Origin of the sequence: Paraplanobispora siamensis, assembly GCF_016863175.1 — a bacterium.
Taxonomy (GTDB): domain Bacteria; phylum Actinomycetota; class Actinomycetes; order Streptosporangiales; family Streptosporangiaceae; genus Planobispora; species Planobispora siamensis.
Map to the genome: position 1 here is coordinate 168,397 of NZ_BOOJ01000032.1, position 23,690 is coordinate 192,086.

A 23,690-nucleotide genomic window follows, 5' to 3' on the forward strand; every position below is an offset into this window, starting at 1 on the left:
GTGCCTTCGACCCCATCGGACACCCGTGCGGACAATCCGCCGGACACCCTCGGGCGCGGGGCGCCCGGCGTCCGGATCAGCGGGCTGTCGGTCGTCTACCGGACCCCGGCAGGGGAGCTGCCCGCCGTACGGGGGATCGACCTGGAGCTGCCGCCCGGGACGATCACCGGTGTGGTCGGCGAGTCCGGATCCGGCAAGTCCACCCTGGCGCTGTCGCTGCTCAACGCGGTCCAGCCGCCCGGCAGGATCAGCGCGGGAAGCGTGGAGATCGACGGTCTCGGCGACGTCGTGACGCTGCGCGGGGAGGAGCTGCGCCGGGCGCGCGGGCGGCACGTCGGCTACGTCTTCCAGGCCGCCCAGAACTCCCTCAACCCCCTCAAGCCGGTCGGCAAGCAGCTGCTGGACCTGGGCCGCTCGCACGGCGTGGCGGACCTGCGCGGCCTGGTCCGCGAGGCCAGGGACCTGCTCGGCCGGATGGGGCTGGACGGCGCCCGCGTGCTGGACTCCCGCCAGCACGAGCTGTCCGGCGGCATGCGCCAGCGCGTCGGCATCATGTTCGCCCTGGTCCTCAACGCCCACCTGGTCGTGCTGGACGAGCCCACGACCGCGCTCGACATGATCACCCAGGCGACGATCCTGCGCATCATCCGCGAGGTCCACGAGGAACGCGGGCTCACCACGCTGGTCATCACCCACGACCTCGGCGTGGTGGCGGAGGTCGCCGACCGGCTGGCGGTGATGTACGGCGGGCGCGTGGTCGAGCAGGGGCCCACCCGGCAGGTGCTGGGCGAGCCCCTGCACCCCTACACCCGGGGGCTCATCCAGGCCATCCCGCGTCTGGTCGGCGACATCGGCGAGGCCAGGGCGCTGCCGGGCCGCCCGCCGACGCTGGCCACGATCCCCGCCGCGGGCTGCGTGTTCAGGGAGCGCTGCCCGCTGCGCACGGACGTCTGCGTCACGCAGGAACCGCCTGAGGTCGCCCACGGCGCGCGGCTCGTGGCGTGCCACGCTGTGGAGGGCGGCACCGGGGAGGATCGGGCCGGCGCGGGGAACCATGGCGGACAGGACGGTGCGGGGGAGCCGGAGGGGCGGGCGGTCACCGCCGGAGCGCGGGAGGAGCAGGTGTGATCACGGGACAGGGCGTCACCAAGACCTTCAGGCAGCGGGGCGGCGTACTCGGCGCACGGGAGGTGAGGGCGCTGCGCGGCGTCGACTTCACCGTCGGCCGGGGAGGTGCGGTCTCCTTCATCGGCGAGTCCGGCTGCGGCAAGACGACGCTGGGCCGGATCATCGCCGGGCTGGAGGGCCACGACTCCGGCGAGATCACCATCGACGGCGTCGCCATGTCGTCGCTGCGCCCGCGGGCGCGCCGACCGTACTTCCGCCGCATCCAGCTCATCCACCAGGACCCGTACTCGGCGCTCAACCCGACCCGCACGGTGTACCAGGCGCTGCTGGCCCCGCTGGCCCTGCGGGCCGGGCAGACCGGGCGGACGGCGTCATGGGTCGACGAGCGGGCCGGGGAGCTGCTGGGCCTGGTCGGCCTCGATCCCGACTACGTGCTGCCGCGCTATCCCCACCAGCTGTCGGGCGGCATGCGCCAGCGGGTCGTCATCGCCCGCGCCCTGACCGTCGACCCGGAGATGCTCGTCGCCGACGAGGCCGTGTCCATGATCGACGTGTCGCTGCGGCTGGGCATCCTCGCGCTGCTGAGGGACCTGCGCGAGCGGCTCGGGGTGAGCGTGCTGTTCATCACCCACGACGTGGCGACCGCCCGCTACATCGGCGACGACGGCGAGCTGTACGTCATCTACCGGGGGCAGGTCGTCGAGCGCGGCCCCGTGGAGACGATCATCTCCGCCCCCGTGCACCCCTACACCCAGGCGCTGCTGTCGGCGATCCCGGTGCTGCACGGCCTGGAGCGGCCCGGGGAGCAGCCGGTGGCGCCGACCGGGACGCTGGAGGAGGACAAGCCCGACGCCGGGTGCCTGTTCGCCCGGCGCTGCCCGTTCGCCACCGCGCGCTGCGCCGCGGAGGTCCCGGCGCTGGGCCGTACCGGTGACATCCCCCAGGAGCACGCCTGTTTCCATCCCGAGGCCCGCAGCGTCGTGGCCGTGCCGGCGGACCGGGCATGAACCCGGTGGGATGGGACGGCGAGCCCGGCGAGCGGGCGGGCCGGACCGTCCGGGAGGCGTCCCCCGCCGAACTGGAGGTCCTCGGGGAGGCGGCCTCGGCGGCGCTCACCCTCGACCCGGGGGAGGGGGCGGCCCTGGTCGCCCGGCTCGTGGCGCCGCCGCCCGGACGCCGCTGGACCGTTCTGACGACGCCCGGGTGCGACGCGGTCGTCTTCGCCTCGATCTCCGAGCGCGATCCCGCCGTCGGGCACATCGACCTGCTCGCCGTACACCCCTCCGTCCAGGGGCGGGGGCTGGGCAGGGCGCTGGTCGGCGCGGCCGAGGAGTGGCTGCGGGCCGAGGGGGCGGCCGAGGCCCGTTTCGCGGGCAACCCGCCCTGCTACGCCTGGCCGGGCATCGACGTGCGCCACACCCCCGCCGCCTGCCTGGCCGAGAGCCTCGGCTACGAGCGCTACCACTGCGCCTGGAACATGACGGTCGACCTCGGCGCCGCGGACCTGTCCGACGGTACGGCGCGCCTGACCGAGCGGGGCGTCACCGTGCACGCGGCCGGTCCCGCGGACCGCGCGGCCGTGGCCGCCTTCGTCGCCGCGCACTGGAGCGAGGCGTGGGCCTGGGAGGCGGCGCAGGGCACGGGCTGCCACTACGCCGCCCGGGACGGGGAGATCATCGCCTTCGCCGCCTGGGGCGCCCGCCCGGCCTGGTTCGGGCCGATGGGCACCGCCCCGGCCGCGCGCGGCCTCGGCGTCGGCCGGGTGCTGCTGCGCCGCTGCCTGGCCGAGATGCGGGCGGCGGGCCTGGAGAGCGCGCAGATCTCCTGGGTGGGCCCGCTGGGCTTCTACTCCCGAGCGGCCGGCGCACGGGCCGAGCGGGTCTTCTGGCTCTACCGCCGTGACCTGCGGTGACGGTCGCGTGCCCGATATCGCGAGAAGACGATTTACATTTTATGAGCCTTCGATGAAGATTAGCGACATGGGGCGTCATGATTGATCCGTTTGCCGGTCTGTCCACCGAGCAGAGCGATCCTCGCTACAGCCAGATCGACCGGCTCTCGACCGAGCAGGTGGCCCGGCTGATGAACGCCGCCGACGCCACGGTGCCCGCCGCGGTGGCCGAGGTGATCCCGGAGATCTCCGCGGCGATCGACGCGATCGTCGAGCGGATGAGGAGGGACGGGCGACTGATCTACGTGGGGGCCGGGACGTCGGGCCGGCTGGCCGTCCTGGACGCCTCGGAGTGCCCGCCCACCTTCGGCACCGATCCGGAGCTGGTCCAGGGCGTCATCGCGGGCGGCGTGCCCGCCCTGACCAGGTCGGTCGAGGGGGCCGAGGACGACGCCGGCGCCGGCGCCGGCGCGATGGGGGAGCGGGAGGTGGGCCCGCTCGACTCGGTGGTGGGCGTCTCGGCCAGCGGGCGGGCGCCGTTCGTGCTCGGAGCGCTCCAGGAGGCCGCCCGCAGGGGAGCGCTGACCGTGGCGCTGTCCTGCAACGCCAGGACCCCGATCTCGGCCGCGGCCCGGTACCCGATCGAGGTCATCGTCGGGGCGGAGGTCGTGACCGGCTCGACCCGCCTGAAGGCGGGCACCGCGCAGAAGCTGGTCCTCAACATGATCTCGACGATCACGATGATCGGGCTGGGCCGGACCTACGGCAACAACATGATCGAGGTGTCGGCGGCCAACTCCAAGCTCGCCGACCGGGCCGCCCGGATGGTCAGCGACATCACCGGCGCCGACCTCTCGGCGGCCCGCCCCGCCCTGGAGGCGGCGGACTGGAACGTGAAGGTGGCGATCGTGATGATCCAGCAGGACCTGGACGCCGACGATGCGCGGGCCCTGCTGTCGACGTACGGTGACAGCCTGGAGGCGGCGCTGGCCGCCGGAGGGGTGCGCGGTGCTTGAACGGGTGCTCGCCGGAGCCGTGCCGCAGGTGTGCTCGGCGGCGGTGGCGGTGATCGCCGTGGGCGGGCGGGTGGTCGCGGCGGCGGCGACGGGCGAGGCCGTACGCTACGCCGGGGTGTCGGAGGAGCTCGTGCCGGGGCCGCCCCCGGCCCGCCGTGACTCGGTCTTCGACCTCGCGTCCGTCACCAAGCTGTTCACCACGGCCGTCGTCCTGTCGCTGGCGCAGGAGGGGCGCCTCGATCTCGACGAGCCCGTCGCCGCCCGGCTGCCCGCCTGCTACGGCGGCCACCCGCGGACCACGCTCCGCCATCTGCTCACCCACACCGCGGGCCTGCCGCCCGGCCGCCGGGTGGACCGGGAGCTCCCCGGCGCCGGTCCGGAGGTCCACGCCGCGCGGATGGAGCGGATCCTGTCCACGCCGCCGCCGTACGCGCTCGGCGAGCGCTATCTCTACTCCGACCTCGGGATGATCACCGTCGGCCGGGTGGCCGAGCTCGCCGGGGGAGCGCCCCTCGACGAGCTGCTCCGCGAGCGCGTCACCGGCCCGCTGGGCCTGGCCGACACCGGCTACCGCCCGCCCGCGTCGATCCTGCCCAGGACCGTCGCCACCGAGTACAAGGCCGAGCGCCCCCACCCGGGCTGCGTGCGCGGGGAGGTCCACGACGAGACCGCCTACGGCCTGGGCGGGGTGGCCGGGCACGCGGGCCTGTTCTCCACCGCCGACGACCTGCTCCGGTTCGCCGAGACGCTGCGCACCGGCGGAGCCCCGATCCTGGGCGCGGACAGCGTCGCGGAGATGACCCGCGACCACGGGGTCGGGGACCCCGACTTCCGCCACGGCCTGGGCGTGCGGATCGGCGACCCGGCCATCGTCGGCCCGCTGCCCGACGCCTACGGCCACTCCGGCTTCACCGGCACCTCCCTGGTCGTCGACGCGGCCCGCGCCCTGACCGTCGTCCTGCTGACCAACAACGTCCACCCGCTGCGCGGGCGCCCCGGCATCCGGGCCCTGCGTCACGCCGTCGCCGCCGAGGCGCTGCGCCTGTCAGGGGACGGGGACCTGTCAGGGGAGGGGCCGGATCATTCCCGGGTCGTAGACCGCGGTCCCAGAGGCCGGACCGGACCGGTCGGCTGAAGGGCCGATCCGCCCGGCGGGCTCCCGATGGAAACCTGATCACCGGGGGACGGCGGCCGGTCATCGCCGGACGCCGTCCCCGCGACCATCCGGCGGCACGTGGGGATCGGGCAGATGAGAGCGGAATCGGGGACCGGCGGAGAACGGGCCGGGCACGGGAGCCGGTTGCGGCGGGCGGCCCGGATCGCGGGCCGGGCGGCGGCCGTCCTGCTCGCCCTGGCCGGGATCGCCTACGGGGCCGAGACCGTCGCCGGGGCGGGGGACGGCACCCGGCATCCGGCGCCCGGCCGGCTCGTCGACGTCGGCGGGCACCGGCTCCACCTGCACTGCGAGGGACCCCGTTCCGGCGGTCCGACCGTCCTGCTCGAAGCGGGGTGGGGCGAGTCCTCGGCCAACTGGTCGCAGGTGCGCTCCGCGCTCGCCGCCCGCTCGATCCGGGCCTGCGCCTACGACCGCGCCGGATACGCCTGGAGCGAGCCCGGTCCCGGCCCCCGGGACGCCGCCAGGGCCGCGGCCGAGCTGAACACGCTGCTGGAGCGGAGCGGCGAGACCGGGCCGTTCGTCCTGGCCGCCCACTCCTACGGCGGCAACGTCGCGCGCCTGCTGGCCGGCCGCCACCCCGGACGGGTCGCCGGGATGGTCCTGGTGGACGTCACCGACGCGTCGGGGAGGTCGGACGCCGCGACCGAGCAGGCCGTCCCGCTGATGATCGGCCAGATGCGCCTGTACGGCCTGGCCGCCCGGCTCGGGCTGGTCCGGGTGGCCGGGGACCGGCTGCTCCCGCGGGGCACCCCCGCGATGGGCCGCGAGCACGCGGCGGTGGTCTACGGTCCCGGCACGATGGCGGCGGCCGTACGGGAGGCGGAGGCGAGCACGGCCGGTATCCGGCAGGTCCGCGCGGCCGAACGGCCGGGAGCGTGGGGGGACATGCCGGTCGTGGTGATCGCCGCCGGGAGCGCAGGCCCGGCCGGGGTCCACGAGGCCCTGGCCGGGTTGTCCGCCCGCGGCCGGTACGTCCGGGCCGCGACCGGCGAGCACTACGTCCACCTCGCCCAGCCGCACCTGGTGATCGATGCCGTCGCCGGAGTGGTCGCCGCCGCCCGGCCCTGAGGTCTCAGCTCTGCGGCTGCGCGGGCAGGGGCGGGGACGGGGGCGGGACCGGCTGGTGGCGCGGGTCGGCCAGGTCGTGGGCGGAGCGGGCCAGCCAGACCATGGTCAGGGCGTCGGCGGTGACCGCGGCACTGGTGTAGACGTCCCCCATGTCCGTCAGCAGGCCCGCCAGCACGAGACCGAGCGGCGCCAGCAAGGCGGCCGCCGCGCCGTACAGCGCCACCCGCAGCCACCGCTCGCCCTGAGCCGGGGCGACGAATCCGGTCGAGCCTCCGGGCGGAAAGCGGTTGGCGGTGACGCCCGCTCGCCCGGCATCATGGCCGGATGCTGATCAGGGAAGTCACCGCGGAGGACTGGTCCGCCATCTGGCCGTTCTTCCAGAAGATCGTCGCGGCGGGTGAGACCTTCACGTATCCGGTCGAACTCGGTGAGGAGGAGGCCCGGGGCTGGTGGGTGCTGCCGTCGCCGAACCGGACGGTCGTCGCCGTCGACGAGGCCGGCACGGTCATGGGGACGGCCAAGATGAACAACAACCAGTGGGGCAACGGATCGCATGTCGCCAGCGCCAGCTACATGGTCGATCCGGCGCACTCCGGGCGCGGCGTGGGCCGGAGGTTGTGCGAGTACACGCTGGACTGGGCGCGTACGGCGGGCTTCCGGGCGATGCAGTTCAACGCGGTCGTGGAGACGAACGTGCGCGCCGTGGCGCTGTACCGGTCGCTGGGCTTCGAGGTGCTGGGCACGGTTCCGGAGGGTTTCCGGCATCCGGTGGAGGGATTCGTCGGGCTCCACGTCATGCACAGGACTCTTTGAGGGTCACGCCGGGAGGGCGTCGTGGTCGGCCCTGCCGATCTCGTGGACCGCGACGGGCCGCCCGGTGGCGGGCACCAGGGTCTCGAACCCGAAGCGCATCCCGAGCTTGTCCATCACCCGCTTCGAGCGCAGGTTGTCGACGTGCCGGATGCTGACGACGCGGTCGAGCCCGCAGCCGTCGAACCCGAAGCGCAGCATCGCCCGGGCCGCCTCGGTGGCGTAGCCGTACCCCCAGCACTCACGCCGCAGCCGCCACCCGATCTCCACGGCCGGGAGGACCTCCGGCAGAAAGGCGGGCACGGTCAGGGTCACCCACCCCGCGAACTTCCCGGTCTCGGCGATGACGACGGAGAGCATGCCGAAGCCGCGCTCGTCCCACTCCTGCCGGACGCGCGCGATCCCCGCCGCGGTCCGGTCGCGGTCCGGCGGTGGGACCGAGCCGTCGCCGATGTACCGCATGACCTCCGGGTCGCTGTTCATCACGGTGAGCGGCTCGACGTCCTCCTCGCCCGGCCGGCGCAGGAGGAGTCGTTCGGTCCTCGTCGGGATCATCCGGCAATCGTCTCAGAGCGATATGCCGGAGATCGAGGTGTTCCTGCCGTGCGGAAAGCGGCCGAGCCGCGCGAGCGGCCGGTCGCCCCCGGTTACGCTGTGGCCATGACCTGCTCCCTCGCACGTGACCGCCGATAGCATGCCGATCTCTCCCTTCCTCGCCTCGCTGCGGGCCCGTGTCGGAAACGACCTCCTCATCCTGCCCTCGGTGTCCGCCTGCGTGTTCGACGACGACGGCCGCCTGCTCATGGCGCGGCACGAGGACGGCCGGTGGGCGCCGCCGGGCGGGCTGATCGAGCCCGACGAGGCCCCCGCCGCCGCCCTGGTCCGCGAGGTCCGCGAGGAGGTCGCCCTGGAGGTGGAGATACGCGGTCTCATCGGGGTCTACGGGGGCCCCGAGTTCCGGACGCGCTATCCCAACGGCGATCTGGCCTCGTATGTGATCACGGCGTACGGCTGCGCGGTGGTGAGCGGCGAGGTCGTCCCGGACCAAGAGGAGATCAGCGAGGCCCGTTTCATGGCCGAGCACGAGATCGGCGGCCTGCGGCTGACCGACTGGGCGCCCGTCGTGCTGCCGGAGGTGTTCGCCTGGTGGCGGGCGCCCGGGAAGGCCTCCTGACCGGGCCGGTCCTCACTCCCCCGATCCGCCGGAGCCGGAGCCGGAGCCGGAGTCGGAGTCGGCTGACGGATCCGGATCCGGATCCGGGTCCGGGGCCGGGAGGGGCCGGGTGACCGAGTCGATCCGGTGCACCCGCCCGTCCGGCGCGAAGCGCGCGAACATGTAGATCTCCGTCGTCACGGCTTTCCCCTTCCGCATGACCGCGTGCAGGGTGTAGCGGGCGGCGGCCCGGTCGCCGGACACCAGCGTCTCGTGCACCTCCACCCGCAGGAGGCGCCCGTTCCTGCGCGCGGGGCGGACATGGGCGACGAGCCTGTCCCGGTCGAGGGCGATCCCGTCGTTGACGTGAACGATCTCGGGTGTGTAGTAGCGGTCCAGGATCACCCCGGGCTCCTCCTGCCCGAAGGCGAGCTCCTGCGGCAGGACGGTCAGCACGGCGACGAGACGTTCTTCGAGGTCCATGCCGGCAATCGTCGCCCGGCGGCGTGCTGCCGGGCGTCGTTCCTGGGGCGGCTTCCGCGGCTGCCGCCGGGGACGCAGCCGGCGCGGGTCTACGCCGCCGGGAGTAGCGGGAGCTCCCTCCCTCCGGGGAGGCGGGCGGGCCGGGAGCGGGGTTAATGTGCGGGAATGAGCAGTGATCACGCAGGGCCGCGGACCTGGCGGGGAGGGACCGGGCGACGCCGGGATGTGCCCGAGGCGGCGCTCGCGGGGGCGGTCACGGTGTTCCTCTTCGCCGGAGCGCTGTCCGCGCCGCCGCCGGCTCCCCGGCCGCAGGTCGCGGACTATCTGCTCATCCTGGCCGGCGGGTCGGCGATCGCCGTATGCCGCAGGGCGCCGGTCGCGGCGCTGCTCGTCGCCGCGGCGTGCATGACCGTCTACTCCCTGCGGGCGCATCCCGGTCCCCCGGCAGCGGTACCGGTCCTGGCCACCGTCTACGCCGCGGTCGGAGCGGGCCACCGGGCGCTCGCGGCGGGCACGGCCTCCGTCTTCCTCGGCGTCTTCCTGGCGACCGATCTGAGTGCCTCCGCCGGGCAGCCCGCCGAACAGGTCACCCAGCGCACCATCCTGTTGCTCGGCTGGTTCGTCGCCGCCGCGGTGGCCGGGACGGTGTCCCGGCACCGCCGGGCCTACCTCCACCAGGTCGAGGAACGGGCGGCCGAGGCCGAGCGCACCCGTGAGGAGACCGCGCTCCGCCGCGCCGGAGAGGAGCGGCTGCGCATCGCCAGGGAACTGCACGACTCGCTCACCCACACCATCTCGATCATCAAGGTGCAGGCCGGGGTCGCCGTCCACCTCGCGCGCAAGCGGGGGGAGGAGGTGCCCGCCGCTCTCCTGGCGATCCAGGAGGCCAGCCGGGAGGCGATGCGCGAGCTGCGCGCGACCCTGGAGGTGCTGCGCGACCCCGGTGACGAACCGGCTCCCAACGGGGTCGAGCGCCTGGCCCGCCTGGTGGAGCGGGCCCGCGCCACGGGCCTGTCCGCCACCCTCGTGGTCAGGGGATCCCGGCGGGACCTGCCCGCCGAGGTCGACCGCGCCGCCTACCGGATCGTGCAGGAGGCGCTCACCAACGTCGCCCGCCACGCCGGCCCGGCGTCGGCGTCGGTGTGCGTCGGGTACGGCCCCGGCGAGCTGAGCGTGCGGATCGACGACGACGGCGGCGGCACCGCCCGGGACGCGGCTCCGGAGCCCGGCGTGGGACTGACCGGTATGCGCGAGCGGGTCACGGCGCTCGGCGGGCGGCTGCACGCCGGTCCCCGTCCCGGGGGCGGCTTCACCGTCCACGCCGTCCTGCCCACGGGGGAGGATCCTGTCGAGGAGACGGAGTCCCCTCCGGAGGATGCGAGCAAGGAGAGATCGTCCGTGGAGGGTACGCCGTGATCCGTGTGCTGCTCGCCGACGACCAGGCGCTCATCCGCGCCGGGTTCCGTGCTCTGCTGGAGGCCGAGGACGACATCGAGGTGGTCGCCGAGGCGGCCGACGGGGCGCGGGCCGTCGAGCTCGCCGTACGGCACCGGCCCGACGTCGTCCTCCTCGACATCCAGATGCCGGGGACGGACGGCATCGAGGCGACCCGGCGGATCGCGGCCGATCCGGACCTGGCCGGGGTGCGGGTGGTGATGCTGACCAACTACGGCCTGGACGAGTACGTCTTCGACGCGTTGCGCGCCGGAGCCGCCGGGTTCCTGGTCAAGGACACCGAGCCGGAGGACCTGCTGCACGGCGTCCGCGTCGCCGCGCGCGGAGACGCGCTGCTGTCCCCGGCGATCACCCGCCGGCTGATCGGGGAGTTCGTCGCCCGGCGTCCCGCGGCGTCCTCACCCGGGCTGGGGGCCCTCACCGCCAGGGAACGCGAGGTGGTCGCCCTGGTCGCCCGCGGCCTGTCCAACGACGAGATCGCCGCGCACATGGTGATCAGCCCGGCGACCGCCAAGACCCATGTCAGCCGGGCCATGATCAAACTGCACGCCCGCGACCGCGCCCAGCTCGTCGTCCTGGCCTACGAGTCGGGTCTGGTCACCCCGCGGAACACCCCGTCGCTGTGACGTCGGCGTTGTGATCCGGTCGTCCGTGCGGTTTCCGGACCGGCCGGCCTTTCCCGCCCTTTCTTGCGACTGCTATATTGCAAACTGCAATATAGAGAAAGGCATCACCATGGCGCGACGCCCCGATCTGGTCGGCCTGACCGTGCTGGCCATGCTCTCGGTGCGCGCCGCCCACCCGTACGAGCTCCACCGCTTCATCGTCGACACGCATAAGGACTACGTGACCGGCCTGCCCAGGAGCCTCTACCACGCGGTGGAGAAACTCGCCGGCGAGGAGCTGATCGTTCCGGTCGAGACCGGCAGGCAGGGGCGCCGGCCGGAGCGCACGGTCTACGAGATCACCGACGAGGGCCGCCGGCAGCTGGCGAGCAGGCTCCACGCACTCCTCGAGACCCCCCACCCCGACCGCCGTACGTTCACCGCGGCCGTCTCCCTCGTCGGCACCCTTCCGGCGTCCGGCGCGCTGCGGGCCCTGCGCGCCAGGGCCGCGACGATCGAGGGACTGCTGGCCGGGATGGACGCGCACCTGCGCGCGATGAAGGACGGCGGCCTGCCCGACCTCCTGATGATCGAGGTCGACTACGAGCGCGCGCTGAACGAGGCCGAGCTGGCCTGGGTGCGGCGCGTCATCGCCCGCCTGGAGTCGGGGGAACTCGACTGGGCGGGCACCGTCCGGCAGGACCTGCTGTCGCAGGTGCTCGACGGACCGTGAGAAGAGGGCCGCCGGGGTGCGCCAACACCCCGGCAGCCGGACATCCGAACAAGGCGCCTGCCCTGCCTGGACTCGCGACCTCCAGGATAGGCGCCGCGACCATGAGGACGACCATGAGGAATCGCGCCATGTCCGTGAACACGGAGATCGCCGGCCCGCCGGGCCGGGCCGGGGGCCGCGCCGTACCCGCCCCCGACGGGGACGCCGGAGCGGCGAGATGAGAGGGAAGAAGCTGATCGCCGAGGTCGCCGGAATCGTCGAGGCGCCGGTCGCCGTGGTCTTCGACGACCTGACCGGCGCACTCCTGCCCGACGGCGGGCGCACCGGCCGCTTCACCGTCGAGGATCTGCCCGGGCACACCTCCACCGTCGAGGTCGCCGGCCACACCGTCTCCTTCCAGGGCGGCTGGTGGTACCGGGGCGAGTGGAGCGTCGAACCGCACCCCCGGGGCTCGCTGCTCGTGCACCGCGTCTTCAACGTCGCGCAGTCGATGCGGTGGGGGGTGCCACTGGCCAACCGCTTCTTCGTCGGCTTCGCCGGCAGCACGCGGCGGGCGTTCGCCGAGAGTCTCACCCAGACGGGCCGCCGCCTGGGCTGCGCGACCCGTCTGGCCGCCCCCGGGACTTTCTGAAACCACGACCGGGATTCGGCGGCGGTGGCCGCCGGATCCCCGGTGCCGTGTCTCCCGGTGCGCGCGGCTGGTAGTGTCGGTGATCCAGATCCGCAACCCTCCCGCGGTCGCCGGGGCGGCGCAAGATCTCCACTTTCGCATTGGAGGGTCTTGCCATGGGTGGAATCGAGCGGGTCACGAGCGCGTCGCGTCCCCTTCTGCACCTGCTGACCGTCGTCGGCGCCAGGAAGGACGCGGGCAGCAGTCCCACCGGGATCGTCGGGCGGAGCCTGGCACGGCAGCTGCTGGCTGCCGGGGATCGGGTGCGGGTGCTCGCCGAGGCCGGTCAGCCGGACGGCTGGCCCGACGGGACCGAGGTCGTCGAGGGGTCCGTCATCCGGCCGGCGGAGCACGCCGGGGTCTTCGCCGGAGCCGACGGCGTCTTCCTGGCCGGAGCCGTACCGGCGACGGTGCCGGACGCGCTGGCGCTCGCCCGGGAGGCCGGTGTGCGGCGGATCGTCGTGCTGTCCTCGCACGGGCCGGAGTACGAGGAGGCCTACCCGCCGGAGACGTGGTTCTGGCTGGCCGTCGAGCGGGCCGTCGAGCGCTCGGGCATGGAGTGGACCCACATCCGTCCGTCGGCGGTGATGGGGGCGATGATCGAGGGCACCTATCCGGCCACGGGCTCGGACTGGCCGGACACGATCCGCAGCGAGCGGACCGTGCGCGAGGCCTTCCTGGACGACGGCTGCTACCCCTTCATCCACGAGGACGACCTGGCCGCCGTCGCGGCGGCGGCGCTGCGCACCGGCGACCACGCCGGCGCGGTCCTCGAGGCGGTCGGACCGCCGATCGCCACCCGCGCGCGCGTGGCCGCCATCGCCGAGGCCATCGGGTGCGACATCGTCGCCGTCGACCTGCCACCGGAGGCGGGCCGCGCGCGCTGGAGGCGTCGCGGCTGGCCGGACGGCGGCATCGACGTGACGCTGTACGCCCTCCAGGAGTACGGCGCGCGGTCCGCCGAGCTCACCCGGTGGACGCTCGACCAGCGCCCGTCCGTGCGTGAGATCATCGGCCGCCCGCCGCGCGGCTTCGGCGAGTGGGCGGCCGAGAACGCCCACCTGTTCCGCTGAACGCCCACCCCGTCACGCGTGGCCGGCGGCCTCGGCGCCGACGGCCAGGGGAACGGCGGGCGCCGTCTTGCTGTAGCCCAGCGCCTCGGTGATCTGACCGTCGCGTACCCGCATGAGATTGACTCCGCGCACCGAGTCGGCGGGGCCGTCGCCGTAGCGGTAGCGCCAGCGGATCGTCGCCCGGTCCCCGTCGACCGCGACGTCCTCGGGCTCGAACTGCATGGTGCGGTCTCCGGCGAGCGCCCGCCAGAACGCCAGGCACGCCTCGCGCCCTTCGACGCGCTCCCCGTCGGGAGCGGGCTGGATCGCCTCCATGACGCAGTCCTCGGCGACCAGGTCGGCGAGGATCTCGGGGGCGTGGTGGACGAACGCGTGGTTGAACCGGTCGATGACCTCGGCCGTGGTCCGGATCGGCATTGCGGCTCCTAGAGATAGAACGATCGATCTACCCGTTTATATAGACCGGTTGATCTACTCGTCAACGGCTGCGATGCTGTCCGGATGAGGACGCGCACCGGGCCGGGACCCCGAGAACGTCTCCTGGAGGCGGCCCGGGAGCTGACCTACCGTCAGGGGGTCGGCGTGGGCGTCGACGCCCTGCTGAAGGCCGCCGACGTGGCGCGCCGCTCGCTGTACGAGCACTTCGGCGGCAAGGACGGACTGATCGCCGAGGTGCTGCGGCGCAGCACCGCCGAGGACGAGGAGAGATACCGGCAGGTGATGCGGTCGGCCGGGGACGATCCGCGCGCCCGGCTGCTGGCCGTCTTCGACGAGCTCGCCGAGGTCGTCCGGGGGCCGGACTTCCGGGGCTGCCGTTATCTGGCCGCCGATCTCGCGCTGGCCGACCCCGGGCACCCCGCCCATGCCATCACGCGCGACTACCGTGAGCGCGTTCACCGGCTGCTGGAGGACGAACTGGTCAGGCTCGCGCATCCACGGCCCGCGCACGCCGCAGACCAGCTTCTCCTGCTCGTCGACGGTGTCCTGGCGGCCGGTGCGACCAGGCCCCGGACCGAGCCCGCGCGATCGGCGCGCGAGCTCGCCGAGCACGTCATCGACGGCGGACGCCCCGCCTCAAGCTGACCGGAGGCCGTCCGGGCCGGCGGCGGGGACCGGGCGGGCGGTCGGACGCGTGGGCGGTCAGGCGGGCGGGCGCTCAGGCGGGCGGGCGCTCAAGCGGGCGGGCGCTCAGGCGGGCGGGCGGACCCGGCGGTTGCGGATGGCGTCGTCGTGGTCGAGGTGGGCGAGGACGGCCGCAAGCACCGCGCGGGTCTCGGCGATCCGGTCCGCGCCGAACCGCTCGGCGAGCTCGGCGTCCAGCGCGGCGCGCCGGACGCGGGCCGCCTCGACGGCGGCCGTGGCGTGCGGGGTCAGGCGGAGCAGGCGGGTGCGGGCGTCGCCGGGGGCGGGCTCGCGGGTGAGCAGGCCGCGGCGTTCCATGTCGCCGACGGCCTTGGACGCCGCCTGCTGGGTGACGCCCATGCGCTCGGCCAGGGCGGTGATGGACAGCGGCGCCCGCAGGAGGTGCTGGATGACCACGCCGTCGTTGAAGCGCAGGCCGCCGAAGCCGTCGTCCGCCAGGCGGCGTTGCACCTCCTCCGTCATGGCCCAGCCGGCGAACAGGGCCACCAGAGACAGATCGAGGGCCTCCGCGCTAGGATTCACAACCATGGTTGTGAATTCTAGCATTCCGCCCGCCGCGTTACTCGACGAATTCGTGAGGATCGCCCACCGCGTCGTGTGGTGCAGCCTCGCCACCGTGGACGGCCGCGGCCGGCCGCGCTCGCGCGTCGTGCACCCGTACTGGGAGCGGACCGGCGCCGGCGTCGTCGGATGGGTGTTCACCCGGCCCGCCTCGCCCAAGGTGGCGCACCTGTCGCGCTGCCCGTACGTGTCGTGCTCGTACTGGGACCCGGTCCAGGAGGTGGCGGTGGCCGAGTGCGAGGCGGCCATCGCCGACGACGAGGCGACCAGGGAGAAGGTCTGGAGCCTGTTCGAGGACGCCGACGAGCCGCTCGGCTACGATCCGCGCATCATGGGCGTGGAGGACCACCGCGACGAACGCGTCACCGTCCTCAAGCTGACGCCCTGGCGGCTCGGCACGCTCAAGGCGGCCTGGCGGCGCCCCGCGGACGACCGTCCGCCGGGACGGCCTTCCTGACAGGACGGCGGCCCGAAGGGCTCCATCGCTGAACGGGCTCTCAGCGTCTCTCAGCGAGATCAAAGCTCGTACGGGACAGACTTCTCCGGACTGTTCGATCAAGGTGACCGCGGGAGTCCGGATGGCGGGTTCGCCGAGCAGATGGCGAAGGTGGCGAAGGTGGCCCTCGTGGGCGGGATACGCCGCCGGCGGGCTGGCCGCCGTGTACGGCGCCGCCCTCGTGGTGGCCGCGTCGGCGGGATACCGCTCGTTCCTCGGCCTGCCGGACATCGGCCTGCCGGACCTCACCTGGCCGGGTGCCGGAATCCTGCTGGCCGGGTCCGTCGTCGCGGCCGCCGCGGTACGCCCGTGGGGACGGCGGGTGCCGCCCCGGGCCGTGACGGCCGGAGCGTGGACCGTGGCCGCGCTCGCCCTGACGGGCAGTTGCTGGGTCCTGCTGAACCTGGTCGAACTGGTGTTGACCGGTTCGGTCCGGAGCGTCGACGGTGACAGCGACTGGGTGACCTTCGGCGAACGGCTGTGCCTGGCCGCCGTCGGAGCGCTGTTCGCGGCCACCGCGCTGTCGTACGCCCGCCGTACGGCCGGCCGTTGCGCGCGTTGCGGTCGCACGCACGCGCCGGAGACGGCGGGGCTGCGCTATCCGGAGGCGCACGCGGCGCCGCCCGCGGTGCTGCGGACCGCCTACGCCGGCTGTTGCGCGTTCCTTCCCTATCTGACGCTGCACACCCTCGGCGCGGCCGGTTACCCCGGGATCGAGCCCGGCGGGTACCGGCCGCCCTGGTATGCGCTTGCCGCCCTCGTCTGCGGCATCGCGCTGGCGCTCTTCCTGCTGCTCGGACTGGTCCGGCCGTGGGGGATGGTCTTCCCCCGCTGGACGCCGTGGCTCGCCGGCAGGCGGGTACCCAGGTTCCTGCCGCTGGTGCCGGTCTGGCTGGTGGCCCCGACTCTCGCGCTGTACGGCACCGGCAGCCTGATCCTGGCCGCCGCCGGTGTCCTGCGGGACGACGGGGGAGGGGGAGTGCTCGGGCTCGGCGGGGCGGCCTCGCTGGCGTTCGCCGGATACGGGTGGGCGCTGGCCGTCGCGTCCGTCTCCTACCAGCTTCGGACCCGGCCGTCCTGCGTCGTGCGGCGGTGAGGACGCCGGGGGCTGGGAGCGCGGGTCTCCGGTTGAGAGACTCGAAGGATGGACGGGCACCTGGAGCGGCGGGTCGAGGTGGTGGCGCTGGTCGCGTCGGCCGGAGGGATGGACGCGTTCTCCGCGGTGCTGCGGGACCTGCCGGTGGAACTGCCGGTGGCGGTGCTGGTGCAGCAGCATCTGGGCGGCCAGGCGAGCGTGCTGCCCAGGGTGCTGTCCCACCGCTGTGACCGGGAGGTCGGCTGGGCGGCCGACGGCGCGGTGCTGGCGCCTGGGCGGGTGACGGTGTGCCCGGCGCGGACCCGGCTGGAGGTGCTGCCGGACAGCACGTGCGTGCTGACGCCGCTGACGTCGCCGGGCGTCCGGCCGCATGACTCCCTGCTGGCCTCGCTGGCCGACTCGTACGGGTCGGGGGCGCTCGCGGTGGTGCTGAGCGGTGCGGGCAGCGACGGCGCGGCGGGGACGGCGGCGGTGAAGGCGGCCGGCGGCACGGTGCTGGCCCAGAGCGAGGAGACGGCGGAGTATCCGGCCATGCCCAGGGCCGCGGCCGAGGCCGGCGCCGATCTGGTGCTGCCGCTGCACGAGATCGGCGCCGTGATCGTCAATCTGGTGCGGGGCGGGCCGCTTCCCCGTCCCAGCTCAGAGACCGAGGCGCTCTGGGAGGTCTTCGGCGGCGGCTCGGTGATGGAGGGCATCGCACGCGGGATCGACTGGTCGCGCACGCCGCTGGGCTCCGTGAGCACGTGGGGGCCCGTGCTGCGGACCATGGTGCGGCTGGTCATGTCCGCGCCCCAGCCCCTGGACCTGATCTGGGGCGAAGAGCACATCGTCCTCTACAACGACGGCAACATCGGGCAGGGCGGGGCGAGGCACCCCGAACAGTTCGCCCGCCCCAGCTTCGAGATGTGGCCGGAGGCCCGGTCCATGCTGGAGCCGCTGTACGACCGCGTGATGCACGGCGAGCCGGTGCACCTGCCCGGCAGCCGCCGGGTCCTCAGACGCCGGGGCAGACCCGAGTACGCCTGGTTCGACGTGTCGTACACACCCGTGCGCGACGAGCACGGCGCCGTCACCGGGATGCTCCAGACGTCCCACGAGCGCACCGCCGAGGTGCTCGCGGTCCGCCGGCTGCAGACGCTCAACCAGCTCGGGGCCGCACCGGCCGCGCACAGCCGCCGGCAGGCCCTGCAGGGGGCGCTGACGGTGCTCGAACACGCCGACGACATCCCGTTCGCCGCGGCGTACCTGATCGACGCGGCCGGCGCCCGGGCGAACCTGGTCGGGGCCGCGGGAGTCGAGGAGGGCGGGGCGATGGCGCCCCGGGAACTGCGGCTGGCCCCCGGCGACGAGTGGCCGCTGCGCCGGGCCGTCACGCGGCAGAGCCCGGTGGTGCTCGACGACGTCGGCGCGCGGTTCCGGGGACATCTGATCGGGCCCGAGCGGATCACGCCGGAGTACGCGGTGCTGCATCCGCTCTACGACCAGGCGGAGGACGGGGCCGTCGGAGTGCTGGTGCTCGGTGTGCACCCGCGCCTGCCGCTGGACGATCCGTACCGCGAGTTCCTGAGGCTCGCGGGGGACGCGATCGCCGCGCGGGTGGCCGACTCGCACGCGCGTCAGCGCGAGCGGCAGCGGCTGGAGAAGCTGGCCGAGCTGGACCGGGCCAAGACCGAGTTCTTCTCCAACGTCAGCCACGAGTTCCGTACTCCGCTGACGTTGATGCTCGGCCCCCTGGAGGAGATGCTGCACCGGACCGGGGAGCTGCCCGAGGGCATGGCGGGCGAGGTCGAACTGGTGCACCGCAACGCGCGACGGCTGCTGCAGCTGGTCGGCACGCTGCTGGACTTCTCCCAGGTCGAAGCCGGGCGGCTGCGGGCACGCCCCGCGCCGGTCGACCTCGCGCGGCTCACGGCCGGGGTCGCCGCGATGTTCCGCGGCGCCGCCGAGGCCGTCGGCCTGAGGCTGGCCGTCGAGACGCCGCCCCTTCCCGGACCGGTGTGGGTGGACGCCGAGATGTGGGAGAAGATCGTCTCCAACCTGATCTCCAACGCGCTGAAGTTCACCTGGGAAGGCGGCGTCGAGGTCAGGCTCCGCGCGCTGCCGCAGCACGCCGAGCTCGTGGTGCGCGACACCGGCGTCGGCATCCCCGCCGAGGAGCTGCCGTTCGTCTTCCAGCGCTTCCACCGGATCCACGAGACGCGGGGGCGCACCCACGAAGGGGCCGGGATCGGTCTCGCACTCGTCCACGAACTCGTCCGCCTCCACCACGGCCGGGTCCGCGTCACCAGCGCGGCCGGCTCGGGGTCGACGTTCACGGTGTGGATCCCGCTCACCCGCCGGCCGTCGCCGCCGGAGACGCCGGCGCGGACGGCGGGGACCCGCATCCCGGTGGCCGCGACGATGGCCGAGGAGGCGTCGCGATGGGGCCGGGAGGAGACGGCTCCGGCGCTGCCGGCGATCGACGACGCGATGCCGCGGCAGCCCCTGCGGTGCTACGCGCCGGGCGCGCGCATCCTCGTCGCCGACGACAACGCCGACATGCGGGACTATCTCGTCCAGCTGCTCGGCGCGCACTGGAGCGTCGCCGCCGCGCCCGACGGACATGAAGCGCTGCGGCGCGCGCGTCACGACCAGCCGGATCTCGTCGTGGCGGATGTGATGATGCCCGGCCTGGATGGATTCGCCCTCCTGGCGGCGATCCGCGCCGACGAGCGGCTCCGTACGACGCCCGTCGTCCTCCTCACCGCCCGGGCCGGTGAGGAGACCGCGATCGAGGGCCTGCTCGCCGGGGCCGACGACTACATCGTCAAGCCGTTCTCGGCACGTGAGCTGCTCGCCCGTGTCGGCGGTCAGCTGGAGCTCGCGCGCGTGCGCCGCCGTACCGCCGAGCTGAACGTGTTCCGGGTGCGGTTGTCCGACACCCTGCGAGGGCTCTCGGACCCGCGTTCCATCAAGAGGACGGCGTGCCGGATGCTCGTCGAGCAGCTCGGCGCCGGACGCGCGTTCTTCGCCGAGATCGACGGCGTGTCCCGCGAGTTCGTCGTCGACTCCGGCTTCTACCGGCCCCCGGCCCCGGAGATCACCGGCCGCTTCCCGCTGGACGCCTTCGAGCCGTTCGCCACCGAGTACCAGGCCGGCCGGCCCGTCGTCATCGAGGAGGTGCCGACGGATCCGCGGCTGGACGAGGCGGTCAAGGCCCGCCTCCGCGAGCTGGGCATCGGCGCCTCCGTCGGGATGCCGATGCTGCGCTCCGGAGAGTTCCGCGTGCTGCTCGGCGTCAGCCAGTCCACCGCGCGCGCGTGGAGCGAGGAGGACGTCGCGCTCGTCGAGGAGACCGCCGGGCGCGCCTGGGCGGAGGTCGAGCGCGCGGTGGCCGAGGAGGCGCTGCGCCTGTCCGAGCAGCAGCTGCGCATGGCGGCGCGCTCGGCGCGGATCGCCGCCTTCGAGGTCGACGTGGCCACGGGCAGGGCGCGCTACGACGACAACGCCGCCGACGTGTACGGCTTCGGCATGGAGGGTGACGAGACGCCGCACGACTGGATGTCGCGCGTGCGGGCGGTGATGGAGCCTGAGGTCGCGCAGCGGCACCGGGAAAGGGTGCTGGCCACGATGCGCGGCGAGGGGGACCTGCACAGCGAGCTGCGGCTGTCGAACCCGGTCACCGGCGAGCCGCTCTGGGTGGAGGCGCACGCCACCCTGCTGCGCGGCCCCGACGAGCCGGGCCGCGTCGTCGGCATCGTCCGCGACATCACCGAGCGCAAGCGCGCCGAGGAGGCGCTGCGCGACAGCGAGGAGCGCTTCCGCGGTCTGGTGGAGTCCTTCGCCCAGGCCGTGTGGGAGACGGAGGCCGACGGCGTCGTGACCCGCGACAGCCCGACCTGGCGCGCGTACACCGGGCAGGCGCTCGGCGAGTGGCTCGGGTACGGCTGGCTCGACGCCGTCCACCCGGACGACCGCGAGCAGGTTGAACGACGGTGGCGCGAGTCCGTCATCGCGCGGCGTGAGGTCAACGCCGAGTTCCGGCTGCGTCACGCCACCGGCGGATGGCGCTGGACGAACCTCCGCGCCGTCCCGCTCCGGGGCGACGACGGTTCCGTCCGCAAGTGGGTCGCCATGAACATCGACATCGACGCGCGCAAGCGCGCCGAGGACACGCTCCGCGACCCCACGCGGAGATGACCGCCACCCGGCTTCGGGAGAGGCCCTAGTCGTCGACGGCCTTCGTCAGGACGGCGAGAGCGCGCATGACCGCCTCGCGTTCACCGGCGGGGATGCGGTCCAGCGCGGCGTCGAAACGGGTCCGGCGGGCCTCGGCCAGGCGCTCGGCCGCCTGGTGTCCCTCGGCCGTCAGCCGCAGCAGGACCCCGCGGCCGTCGCCGGGCGCGGCGGCCCGTTCGGCCCAGCCCCGCCGCACCAGCTGGGCGACGATGCGGCTGGTGGTGCTCTTCTCCAGGCGCAGCCGGTGCACGAGTTCGACCTGCCGCAGCTCCCCCTCGCGGGCCAGCTCGCCCAGCGCGTGCGCCTCGGAGACCGGGACGGGAGTGCCGCACGGGGTGCGGTCCGGCTGGTGCAGGCCGAAGGCCCGGACGAACCGGGCCACCGCTTCCTGGAGGTCTGCTGCCTCGGACGACATGGTTCGACCGTACAACCACCTGATCCGGCGGCGCAAACCACGCGACCACGCGACCACGCGACCGCCCGGCTCACCCGGCTCACCCGGCTCACCCGGCTCACCCGGCTCACCCGGCTCACCCGGCTCACCCGGCGGGAGGTACGGCCGCGCGCCCCGATATTCGGGTGCCCGCCCGAACCGGACCGGTGATACTGCTCCGATGCGCCACCTCGCCTATCCCAAGATCCCCGCGATCGGATCATCCGGCCCGGCGGCCGCCCGGGGTCACCGGGAATGGGTGGCGACGGAGAAGCTCCACGGAGCCCAGATGGTGATCGCCTACGACGGCCGGAAACTGTCCGTGGGCAAGCGCAAGGCATGGCTGCGCGAGGACGAGCCGTTCTTCGGCTGGCAGCTCCTGCGCGCCGCCTTCGCCAGGGTGGGGGAGGCCGCTCTGAGCCGGGGCGGTGCGGCGGTGCGCGTCTACGGCGAGCTGTACGGCGGCCGCTACCCCCACCCCGAGGTCCCGCCGGCGCCGGGCGCGGCCCCGGTCCAGACGGGGGTGTGGTACAGCCCGGAGATCCGCTTCGCCCTCTTCGACGTGCTGCGTCACGAGGACCCCGACGATCCCGGAGTCTTCCTCCCGTACGCCGACGTCGCCGGGATCGCCGCCGACGCCGGTCTCGACGTCGTTCCGCTCCTCGCCGGGGGAGGCCGGCCGGAGATCGAGGCCCTGCCGGTTCGGTTCCCCACCCGCGTGCCGCGGATGCTCGGTCTGCCGGAGCTGCCGGGCAACCTGGCCGAAGGGCTGGTGCTCCGGCCGGACGCCCCGTCGGCCCTCGGGCACCGCCCGGTTCTCAAGCGGAAGATCGAGGAGTTCGACGAGCAGCGCTTCGACCGGAGCCGTCCCTGGGATCCGCACGCGTTCCTCACCTTCGAGGAGCTGACCCGGGTCGCCCAGGCGATGGTCAACGAGCCGAGACTGGCCGGCGCGCGGTCCAAGGCAGGGCCGTCCGCCCTTGAGGCTCTCCTGGACGAGGTGGTCCTCGACGTCATGGCGGACCTGTCCATGGCCTTCCCGGCGGCCGTGGCGGCCCTCGGCGAGGATGAGAACCGGCTGCAGGCGGCCGTCCGCGGCGCGGCGATGATCCGGGCCGGTGGATTCTGTCGGGGGTGAGGTTCACACTCGGCGCATCTTCTCCGTTTCTTTCTGGAGGTCTCGATGGCGAGGGGCAGATCACCAGGATCACCGGCGCGCAGGCGCGCCGCCCGGCGGAGCCGGAGGAAGAGTCAGCTCAGCCCGGCGTGGCTGCTCGTCCCGGTGGCCGCCGTCGTCGCGGTGCCCGCGGCGTCGGAGGCCCTGTCCTCGGTCTGGGCGGTGCTGCTCGGTGTCGCCGCCGGGCTCGCGGTCGCGCTGGCCGCCGCCGTCCTGGTGGTGCGCCGGATGGGCGCGGCCTACCGCAGGGACGCGCTGCTGCGCGTGGGACTGGACCGGCTGGACCCGCGCCGGTTCGAGGAACTGGCCGCCGAGCTGCTGCGGCGCGACGGCTTCGGCCGGGTCCGCGTCGTCGGCGGGGCCGGGGACGGGGGCGTGGACGTGTGCGGTGTCGCGCCGGGCGGCCGGCCGTACGCGGTCCAGTGCAAGCACTACACCCGGCCGGTCGGCCCCGGCGCGGTGCGCGACTTCGTGGGCGCGTTGCAGTCCCGGCCGTACCGCGGGCACCAGGGAGTCCTGGTGACCTCCAGCCATCTCAGCGCGCAGGCCGCCGGTACGGCCCGTGAGCACGACGTCGTCGTCATCGACCGGGACCGGCTGGCCGACTGGCTGCTGGGCGCCTACCGTCTCGGCTCCGGCCGGGGGGCCGCACCGGCCTGGCTGGCCCGGCTGCGCGGCGGCAGGCGGGCGGAGGAGAGCCACGAGCCGGCGGGGGAGGCGTGGTGATCGCCCGGATCTGGTGCGCGACCGCGACGCCCGAGGGCGCGGACGCCTATGAGCGGCACTTCGCCCAGTCGGTCCTGCCCGCCCTGCGGGGCGTCGCCGGGCACCGCGGCGCCTACCTGCTGCGGCGCGACGGCAGCCATGTCGAAATCCAGGTGGTGACCCTGTGGGAGTCGCCGGACGCGATACGGGACTTCGCCGGCCCCGAGATCACCGCCGCCGTCGTCGAACCGGAGGCCCGGGCGGTGCTGATCGACTATGACAGGACCGTCACCCATCACACCGTCGTCGTCACCACGGCCGGCTGACCCCGGTCACCCGCCCGGGGGCCTCAGGCGACCTTGGCGGAGGCTGCCGTCCAGGTGTTGCACGCGCCCGGGCTGCCCGAGGCGTAGCCCTTCTCGAACCAGTAGAGGCGATTGGCGGGCTTGCCGTCCCAGTCGAACCTGTCGTACTCGGGGGGCGTCTCGGCGTCGAGGAGGGGCTTCCAGTCCTTGGCCGAGCGGCCCAGGGTGATGGCTCCGGCGGTGGCCGCCAATGCGCGGATCGTCGTGGGCGATGATCGTAAAGGTGGCACGGTC

General features: G+C 74.1%; 27 protein-coding genes. 20 read left to right on the top strand and 7 right to left on the bottom strand.

Features of this window, described 5'->3' with window-relative positions:
* From Psi01_RS19715 to Psi01_RS19740, 6 genes are all read left to right on the top strand, one after another.
* A complete protein-coding gene (locus Psi01_RS19715; protein WP_204065504.1) occupies positions 1–1,128 on the top strand; it encodes an ABC transporter ATP-binding protein in 1,128 nt (375 codons plus the stop codon).
* Positions 1,125–2,135, top strand: a complete 1,011-nt coding sequence (locus Psi01_RS19720) for an ABC transporter ATP-binding protein (RefSeq protein ID WP_204065505.1) — start codon at positions 1,125–1,127, stop codon at positions 2,133–2,135. Before Psi01_RS19715 ends, Psi01_RS19720 begins: the two co-directional genes overlap by 4 nt.
* Complete coding sequence (locus Psi01_RS19725) at positions 2,132–3,040, top strand: GNAT family N-acetyltransferase (RefSeq protein ID WP_204065506.1); 909 nt, start codon at positions 2,132–2,134, stop codon at positions 3,038–3,040. The genes Psi01_RS19720 and Psi01_RS19725 overlap by 4 nt, the downstream gene beginning before the upstream one ends.
* A gap of 77 nt (positions 3,041–3,117) precedes the next feature.
* Positions 3,118–4,035 carry an N-acetylmuramic acid 6-phosphate etherase gene (murQ, locus tag Psi01_RS19730; RefSeq protein ID WP_204065507.1) on the top strand — a complete coding sequence of 306 codons (918 nt, stop codon included), beginning with the start codon at positions 3,118–3,120 and terminating at the stop codon, positions 4,033–4,035.
* On the top strand, positions 4,028–5,170 hold the full coding sequence (locus Psi01_RS19735; RefSeq protein WP_239127854.1) for a serine hydrolase domain-containing protein: 1,143 nt from the start codon (positions 4,028–4,030) through the stop codon (positions 5,168–5,170). Before murQ ends, Psi01_RS19735 begins: the two co-directional genes overlap by 8 nt.
* A 114-nt stretch (positions 5,171–5,284) precedes the next feature.
* Complete coding sequence (locus Psi01_RS19740; RefSeq protein WP_204065509.1) at positions 5,285–6,280, top strand: alpha/beta fold hydrolase; 996 nt, start codon at positions 5,285–5,287, stop codon at positions 6,278–6,280.
* A gap of 4 nt (positions 6,281–6,284) precedes the next feature.
* On the opposite strand, the gene Psi01_RS19745 is transcribed toward Psi01_RS19740, so the two are convergent.
* A complete protein-coding gene (locus Psi01_RS19745; protein ID WP_204065510.1) occupies positions 6,285–6,503 on the bottom strand; it encodes a hypothetical protein in 219 nt (72 codons plus the stop codon).
* A 101-nt stretch (positions 6,504–6,604) separates the two neighbouring features.
* Between Psi01_RS19745 and Psi01_RS19750 the strand changes: the two genes are divergently transcribed.
* Entirely contained in the window at positions 6,605–7,093 is a 489-nt protein-coding gene (locus Psi01_RS19750) for a GNAT family N-acetyltransferase (RefSeq protein ID WP_204065511.1), read from the top strand.
* A gap of 3 nt (positions 7,094–7,096) precedes the next feature.
* Here Psi01_RS19750 and Psi01_RS19755 read toward each other — a convergent pair whose 3' ends face one another.
* Complete coding sequence (locus tag Psi01_RS19755; RefSeq protein ID WP_204065512.1) at positions 7,097–7,645, bottom strand: GNAT family N-acetyltransferase; 549 nt, start codon at positions 7,643–7,645, stop codon at positions 7,097–7,099.
* A 139-nt stretch (positions 7,646–7,784) separates the two neighbouring features.
* Between Psi01_RS19755 and Psi01_RS19760 the strand changes: the two genes are divergently transcribed.
* A complete protein-coding gene (locus Psi01_RS19760; protein WP_204065513.1) occupies positions 7,785–8,264 on the top strand; it encodes an NUDIX domain-containing protein in 480 nt (159 codons plus the stop codon).
* A gap of 12 nt (positions 8,265–8,276) precedes the next feature.
* On the opposite strand, the gene Psi01_RS19765 is transcribed toward Psi01_RS19760, so the two are convergent.
* Positions 8,277–8,726, bottom strand: coding sequence for a nuclear transport factor 2 family protein (locus Psi01_RS19765; protein ID WP_204065514.1), 450 nt, complete (start codon positions 8,724–8,726; stop codon positions 8,277–8,279).
* 165 nt (positions 8,727–8,891) lie between these two features.
* Between Psi01_RS19765 and Psi01_RS19770 the strand changes: the two genes are divergently transcribed.
* From Psi01_RS19770 to Psi01_RS19790, 5 genes are all read left to right on the top strand, one after another.
* Positions 8,892–10,142, top strand: a complete 1,251-nt coding sequence (locus Psi01_RS19770) for a sensor histidine kinase (RefSeq protein WP_204065515.1) — start codon at positions 8,892–8,894, stop codon at positions 10,140–10,142.
* The gene (locus tag Psi01_RS19775; protein WP_204065516.1) at positions 10,139–10,807 is read left to right on the top strand and encodes a response regulator; all 669 of its coding nucleotides are present in this window, start codon (positions 10,139–10,141) and stop codon (positions 10,805–10,807) included. Before Psi01_RS19770 ends, Psi01_RS19775 begins: the two co-directional genes overlap by 4 nt.
* A 109-nt stretch (positions 10,808–10,916) precedes the next feature.
* On the top strand, positions 10,917–11,519 hold the full coding sequence (locus tag Psi01_RS19780; protein WP_204065517.1) for a PadR family transcriptional regulator: 603 nt from the start codon (positions 10,917–10,919) through the stop codon (positions 11,517–11,519).
* A gap of 217 nt (positions 11,520–11,736) precedes the next feature.
* Positions 11,737–12,150, top strand: a complete 414-nt coding sequence (locus Psi01_RS19785; protein WP_204065518.1) for a hypothetical protein — start codon at positions 11,737–11,739, stop codon at positions 12,148–12,150.
* 155 nt (positions 12,151–12,305) lie between these two features.
* Positions 12,306–13,262, top strand: a complete 957-nt coding sequence (locus tag Psi01_RS19790; RefSeq protein ID WP_204065519.1) for an SDR family oxidoreductase — start codon at positions 12,306–12,308, stop codon at positions 13,260–13,262.
* A 12-nt stretch (positions 13,263–13,274) separates the two neighbouring features.
* Here the strand turns inward: Psi01_RS19790 and Psi01_RS19795 are convergent, their stop codons facing one another.
* Positions 13,275–13,679, bottom strand: a complete 405-nt coding sequence (locus tag Psi01_RS19795; RefSeq protein WP_204065520.1) for a nuclear transport factor 2 family protein — start codon at positions 13,677–13,679, stop codon at positions 13,275–13,277.
* A gap of 84 nt (positions 13,680–13,763) precedes the next feature.
* Between Psi01_RS19795 and Psi01_RS19800 the strand changes: the two genes are divergently transcribed.
* The gene (locus Psi01_RS19800; RefSeq protein ID WP_204065521.1) at positions 13,764–14,345 is read left to right on the top strand and encodes a TetR/AcrR family transcriptional regulator; all 582 of its coding nucleotides are present in this window, start codon (positions 13,764–13,766) and stop codon (positions 14,343–14,345) included.
* Between the two features lie 105 nt (positions 14,346–14,450).
* Here Psi01_RS19800 and Psi01_RS19805 read toward each other — a convergent pair whose 3' ends face one another.
* Positions 14,451–14,933, bottom strand: a complete 483-nt coding sequence (locus Psi01_RS19805) for a MarR family winged helix-turn-helix transcriptional regulator (RefSeq protein ID WP_204065522.1) — start codon at positions 14,931–14,933, stop codon at positions 14,451–14,453.
* Here Psi01_RS19805 and Psi01_RS19810 point away from each other — a divergent pair.
* From Psi01_RS19810 to Psi01_RS19820, 3 genes are all read left to right on the top strand, one after another.
* Positions 14,932–15,423, top strand: coding sequence for a pyridoxamine 5'-phosphate oxidase family protein (locus tag Psi01_RS19810; RefSeq protein WP_204065523.1), 492 nt, complete (start codon positions 14,932–14,934; stop codon positions 15,421–15,423). The genes Psi01_RS19805 and Psi01_RS19810 overlap by 2 nt on opposite strands.
* A gap of 121 nt (positions 15,424–15,544) precedes the next feature.
* On the top strand, positions 15,545–16,558 hold the full coding sequence (locus tag Psi01_RS19815) for a hypothetical protein (RefSeq protein WP_204065524.1): 1,014 nt from the start codon (positions 15,545–15,547) through the stop codon (positions 16,556–16,558).
* 48 nt (positions 16,559–16,606) lie between these two features.
* A complete protein-coding gene (locus Psi01_RS19820) occupies positions 16,607–20,737 on the top strand; it encodes a chemotaxis protein CheB (RefSeq protein ID WP_204065525.1) in 4,131 nt (1,376 codons plus the stop codon).
* Between the two features lie 25 nt (positions 20,738–20,762).
* Here the strand turns inward: Psi01_RS19820 and Psi01_RS19825 are convergent, their stop codons facing one another.
* Positions 20,763–21,191 (bottom strand): MarR family winged helix-turn-helix transcriptional regulator, encoded by a 429-nt coding sequence (locus tag Psi01_RS19825; RefSeq protein WP_204065526.1) that lies wholly within the window; start codon positions 21,189–21,191, stop codon positions 20,763–20,765.
* 199 nt (positions 21,192–21,390) lie between these two features.
* Between Psi01_RS19825 and Psi01_RS19830 the strand changes: the two genes are divergently transcribed.
* From Psi01_RS19830 to Psi01_RS19840, 3 genes are read left to right on the top strand one after another with little or no spacing between them, the layout of a single operon-like run.
* The gene (locus Psi01_RS19830) at positions 21,391–22,347 is read left to right on the top strand and encodes an RNA ligase family protein (protein WP_204065527.1); all 957 of its coding nucleotides are present in this window, start codon (positions 21,391–21,393) and stop codon (positions 22,345–22,347) included.
* Positions 22,348–22,392: 45 nt separating this feature from the next.
* Positions 22,393–23,112 carry a restriction endonuclease gene (locus tag Psi01_RS19835; protein WP_204065528.1) on the top strand — a complete coding sequence of 240 codons (720 nt, stop codon included), beginning with the start codon at positions 22,393–22,395 and terminating at the stop codon, positions 23,110–23,112.
* Entirely contained in the window at positions 23,109–23,417 is a 309-nt protein-coding gene (locus Psi01_RS19840) for an antibiotic biosynthesis monooxygenase family protein (protein ID WP_204065529.1), read from the top strand. Before Psi01_RS19835 ends, Psi01_RS19840 begins: the two co-directional genes overlap by 4 nt.
* 23 nt (positions 23,418–23,440) lie before the next feature.
* Here Psi01_RS19840 and Psi01_RS19845 read toward each other — a convergent pair whose 3' ends face one another.
* A complete protein-coding gene (locus tag Psi01_RS19845; protein ID WP_204065530.1) occupies positions 23,441–23,647 on the bottom strand; it encodes a hypothetical protein in 207 nt (68 codons plus the stop codon).
* Between the last annotated feature and the right edge of the window lie 43 nt (positions 23,648–23,690).

Coding starts and splice junctions, on each gene's coding strand:
- Psi01_RS19825 (WP_204065526.1), bottom strand. CDS start 21,191: ATGTCGTCCGAGGCAGCAGACCTCCAGGAAGCGGTGGCCCGGTTCGTC.
- Psi01_RS19725 (WP_204065506.1), top strand. CDS start 2,132: ATGAACCCGGTGGGATGGGACGGCGAGCCCGGCGAGCGGGCGGGCCGG.
- Psi01_RS19760 (WP_204065513.1), top strand. CDS start 7,785: ATGCCGATCTCTCCCTTCCTCGCCTCGCTGCGGGCCCGTGTCGGAAAC.
- Psi01_RS19740 (WP_204065509.1), top strand. CDS start 5,285: ATGAGAGCGGAATCGGGGACCGGCGGAGAACGGGCCGGGCACGGGAGC.
- Psi01_RS19795 (WP_204065520.1), bottom strand. CDS start 13,679: ATGCCGATCCGGACCACGGCCGAGGTCATCGACCGGTTCAACCACGCG.
- Psi01_RS19820 (WP_204065525.1), top strand. CDS start 16,607: ATGGACGGGCACCTGGAGCGGCGGGTCGAGGTGGTGGCGCTGGTCGCG.
- Psi01_RS19835 (WP_204065528.1), top strand. CDS start 22,393: ATGGCGAGGGGCAGATCACCAGGATCACCGGCGCGCAGGCGCGCCGCC.
- Psi01_RS19770 (WP_204065515.1), top strand. CDS start 8,892: ATGAGCAGTGATCACGCAGGGCCGCGGACCTGGCGGGGAGGGACCGGG.
- Psi01_RS19785 (WP_204065518.1), top strand. CDS start 11,737: ATGAGAGGGAAGAAGCTGATCGCCGAGGTCGCCGGAATCGTCGAGGCG.
- Psi01_RS19780 (WP_204065517.1), top strand. CDS start 10,917: ATGGCGCGACGCCCCGATCTGGTCGGCCTGACCGTGCTGGCCATGCTC.
- Psi01_RS19815 (WP_204065524.1), top strand. CDS start 15,545: ATGGCGGGTTCGCCGAGCAGATGGCGAAGGTGGCGAAGGTGGCCCTCG.
- Psi01_RS19750 (WP_204065511.1), top strand. CDS start 6,605: ATGCTGATCAGGGAAGTCACCGCGGAGGACTGGTCCGCCATCTGGCCG.
- Psi01_RS19765 (WP_204065514.1), bottom strand. CDS start 8,726: ATGGACCTCGAAGAACGTCTCGTCGCCGTGCTGACCGTCCTGCCGCAG.
- Psi01_RS19800 (WP_204065521.1), top strand. CDS start 13,764: ATGAGGACGCGCACCGGGCCGGGACCCCGAGAACGTCTCCTGGAGGCG.
- Psi01_RS19790 (WP_204065519.1), top strand. CDS start 12,306: ATGGGTGGAATCGAGCGGGTCACGAGCGCGTCGCGTCCCCTTCTGCAC.
- Psi01_RS19805 (WP_204065522.1), bottom strand. CDS start 14,933: ATGGTTGTGAATCCTAGCGCGGAGGCCCTCGATCTGTCTCTGGTGGCC.
- Psi01_RS19810 (WP_204065523.1), top strand. CDS start 14,932: ATGGTTGTGAATTCTAGCATTCCGCCCGCCGCGTTACTCGACGAATTC.
- murQ (WP_204065507.1), top strand. CDS start 3,118: ATGATTGATCCGTTTGCCGGTCTGTCCACCGAGCAGAGCGATCCTCGC.
- Psi01_RS19830 (WP_204065527.1), top strand. CDS start 21,391: ATGCGCCACCTCGCCTATCCCAAGATCCCCGCGATCGGATCATCCGGC.
- Psi01_RS19755 (WP_204065512.1), bottom strand. CDS start 7,645: ATGATCCCGACGAGGACCGAACGACTCCTCCTGCGCCGGCCGGGCGAG.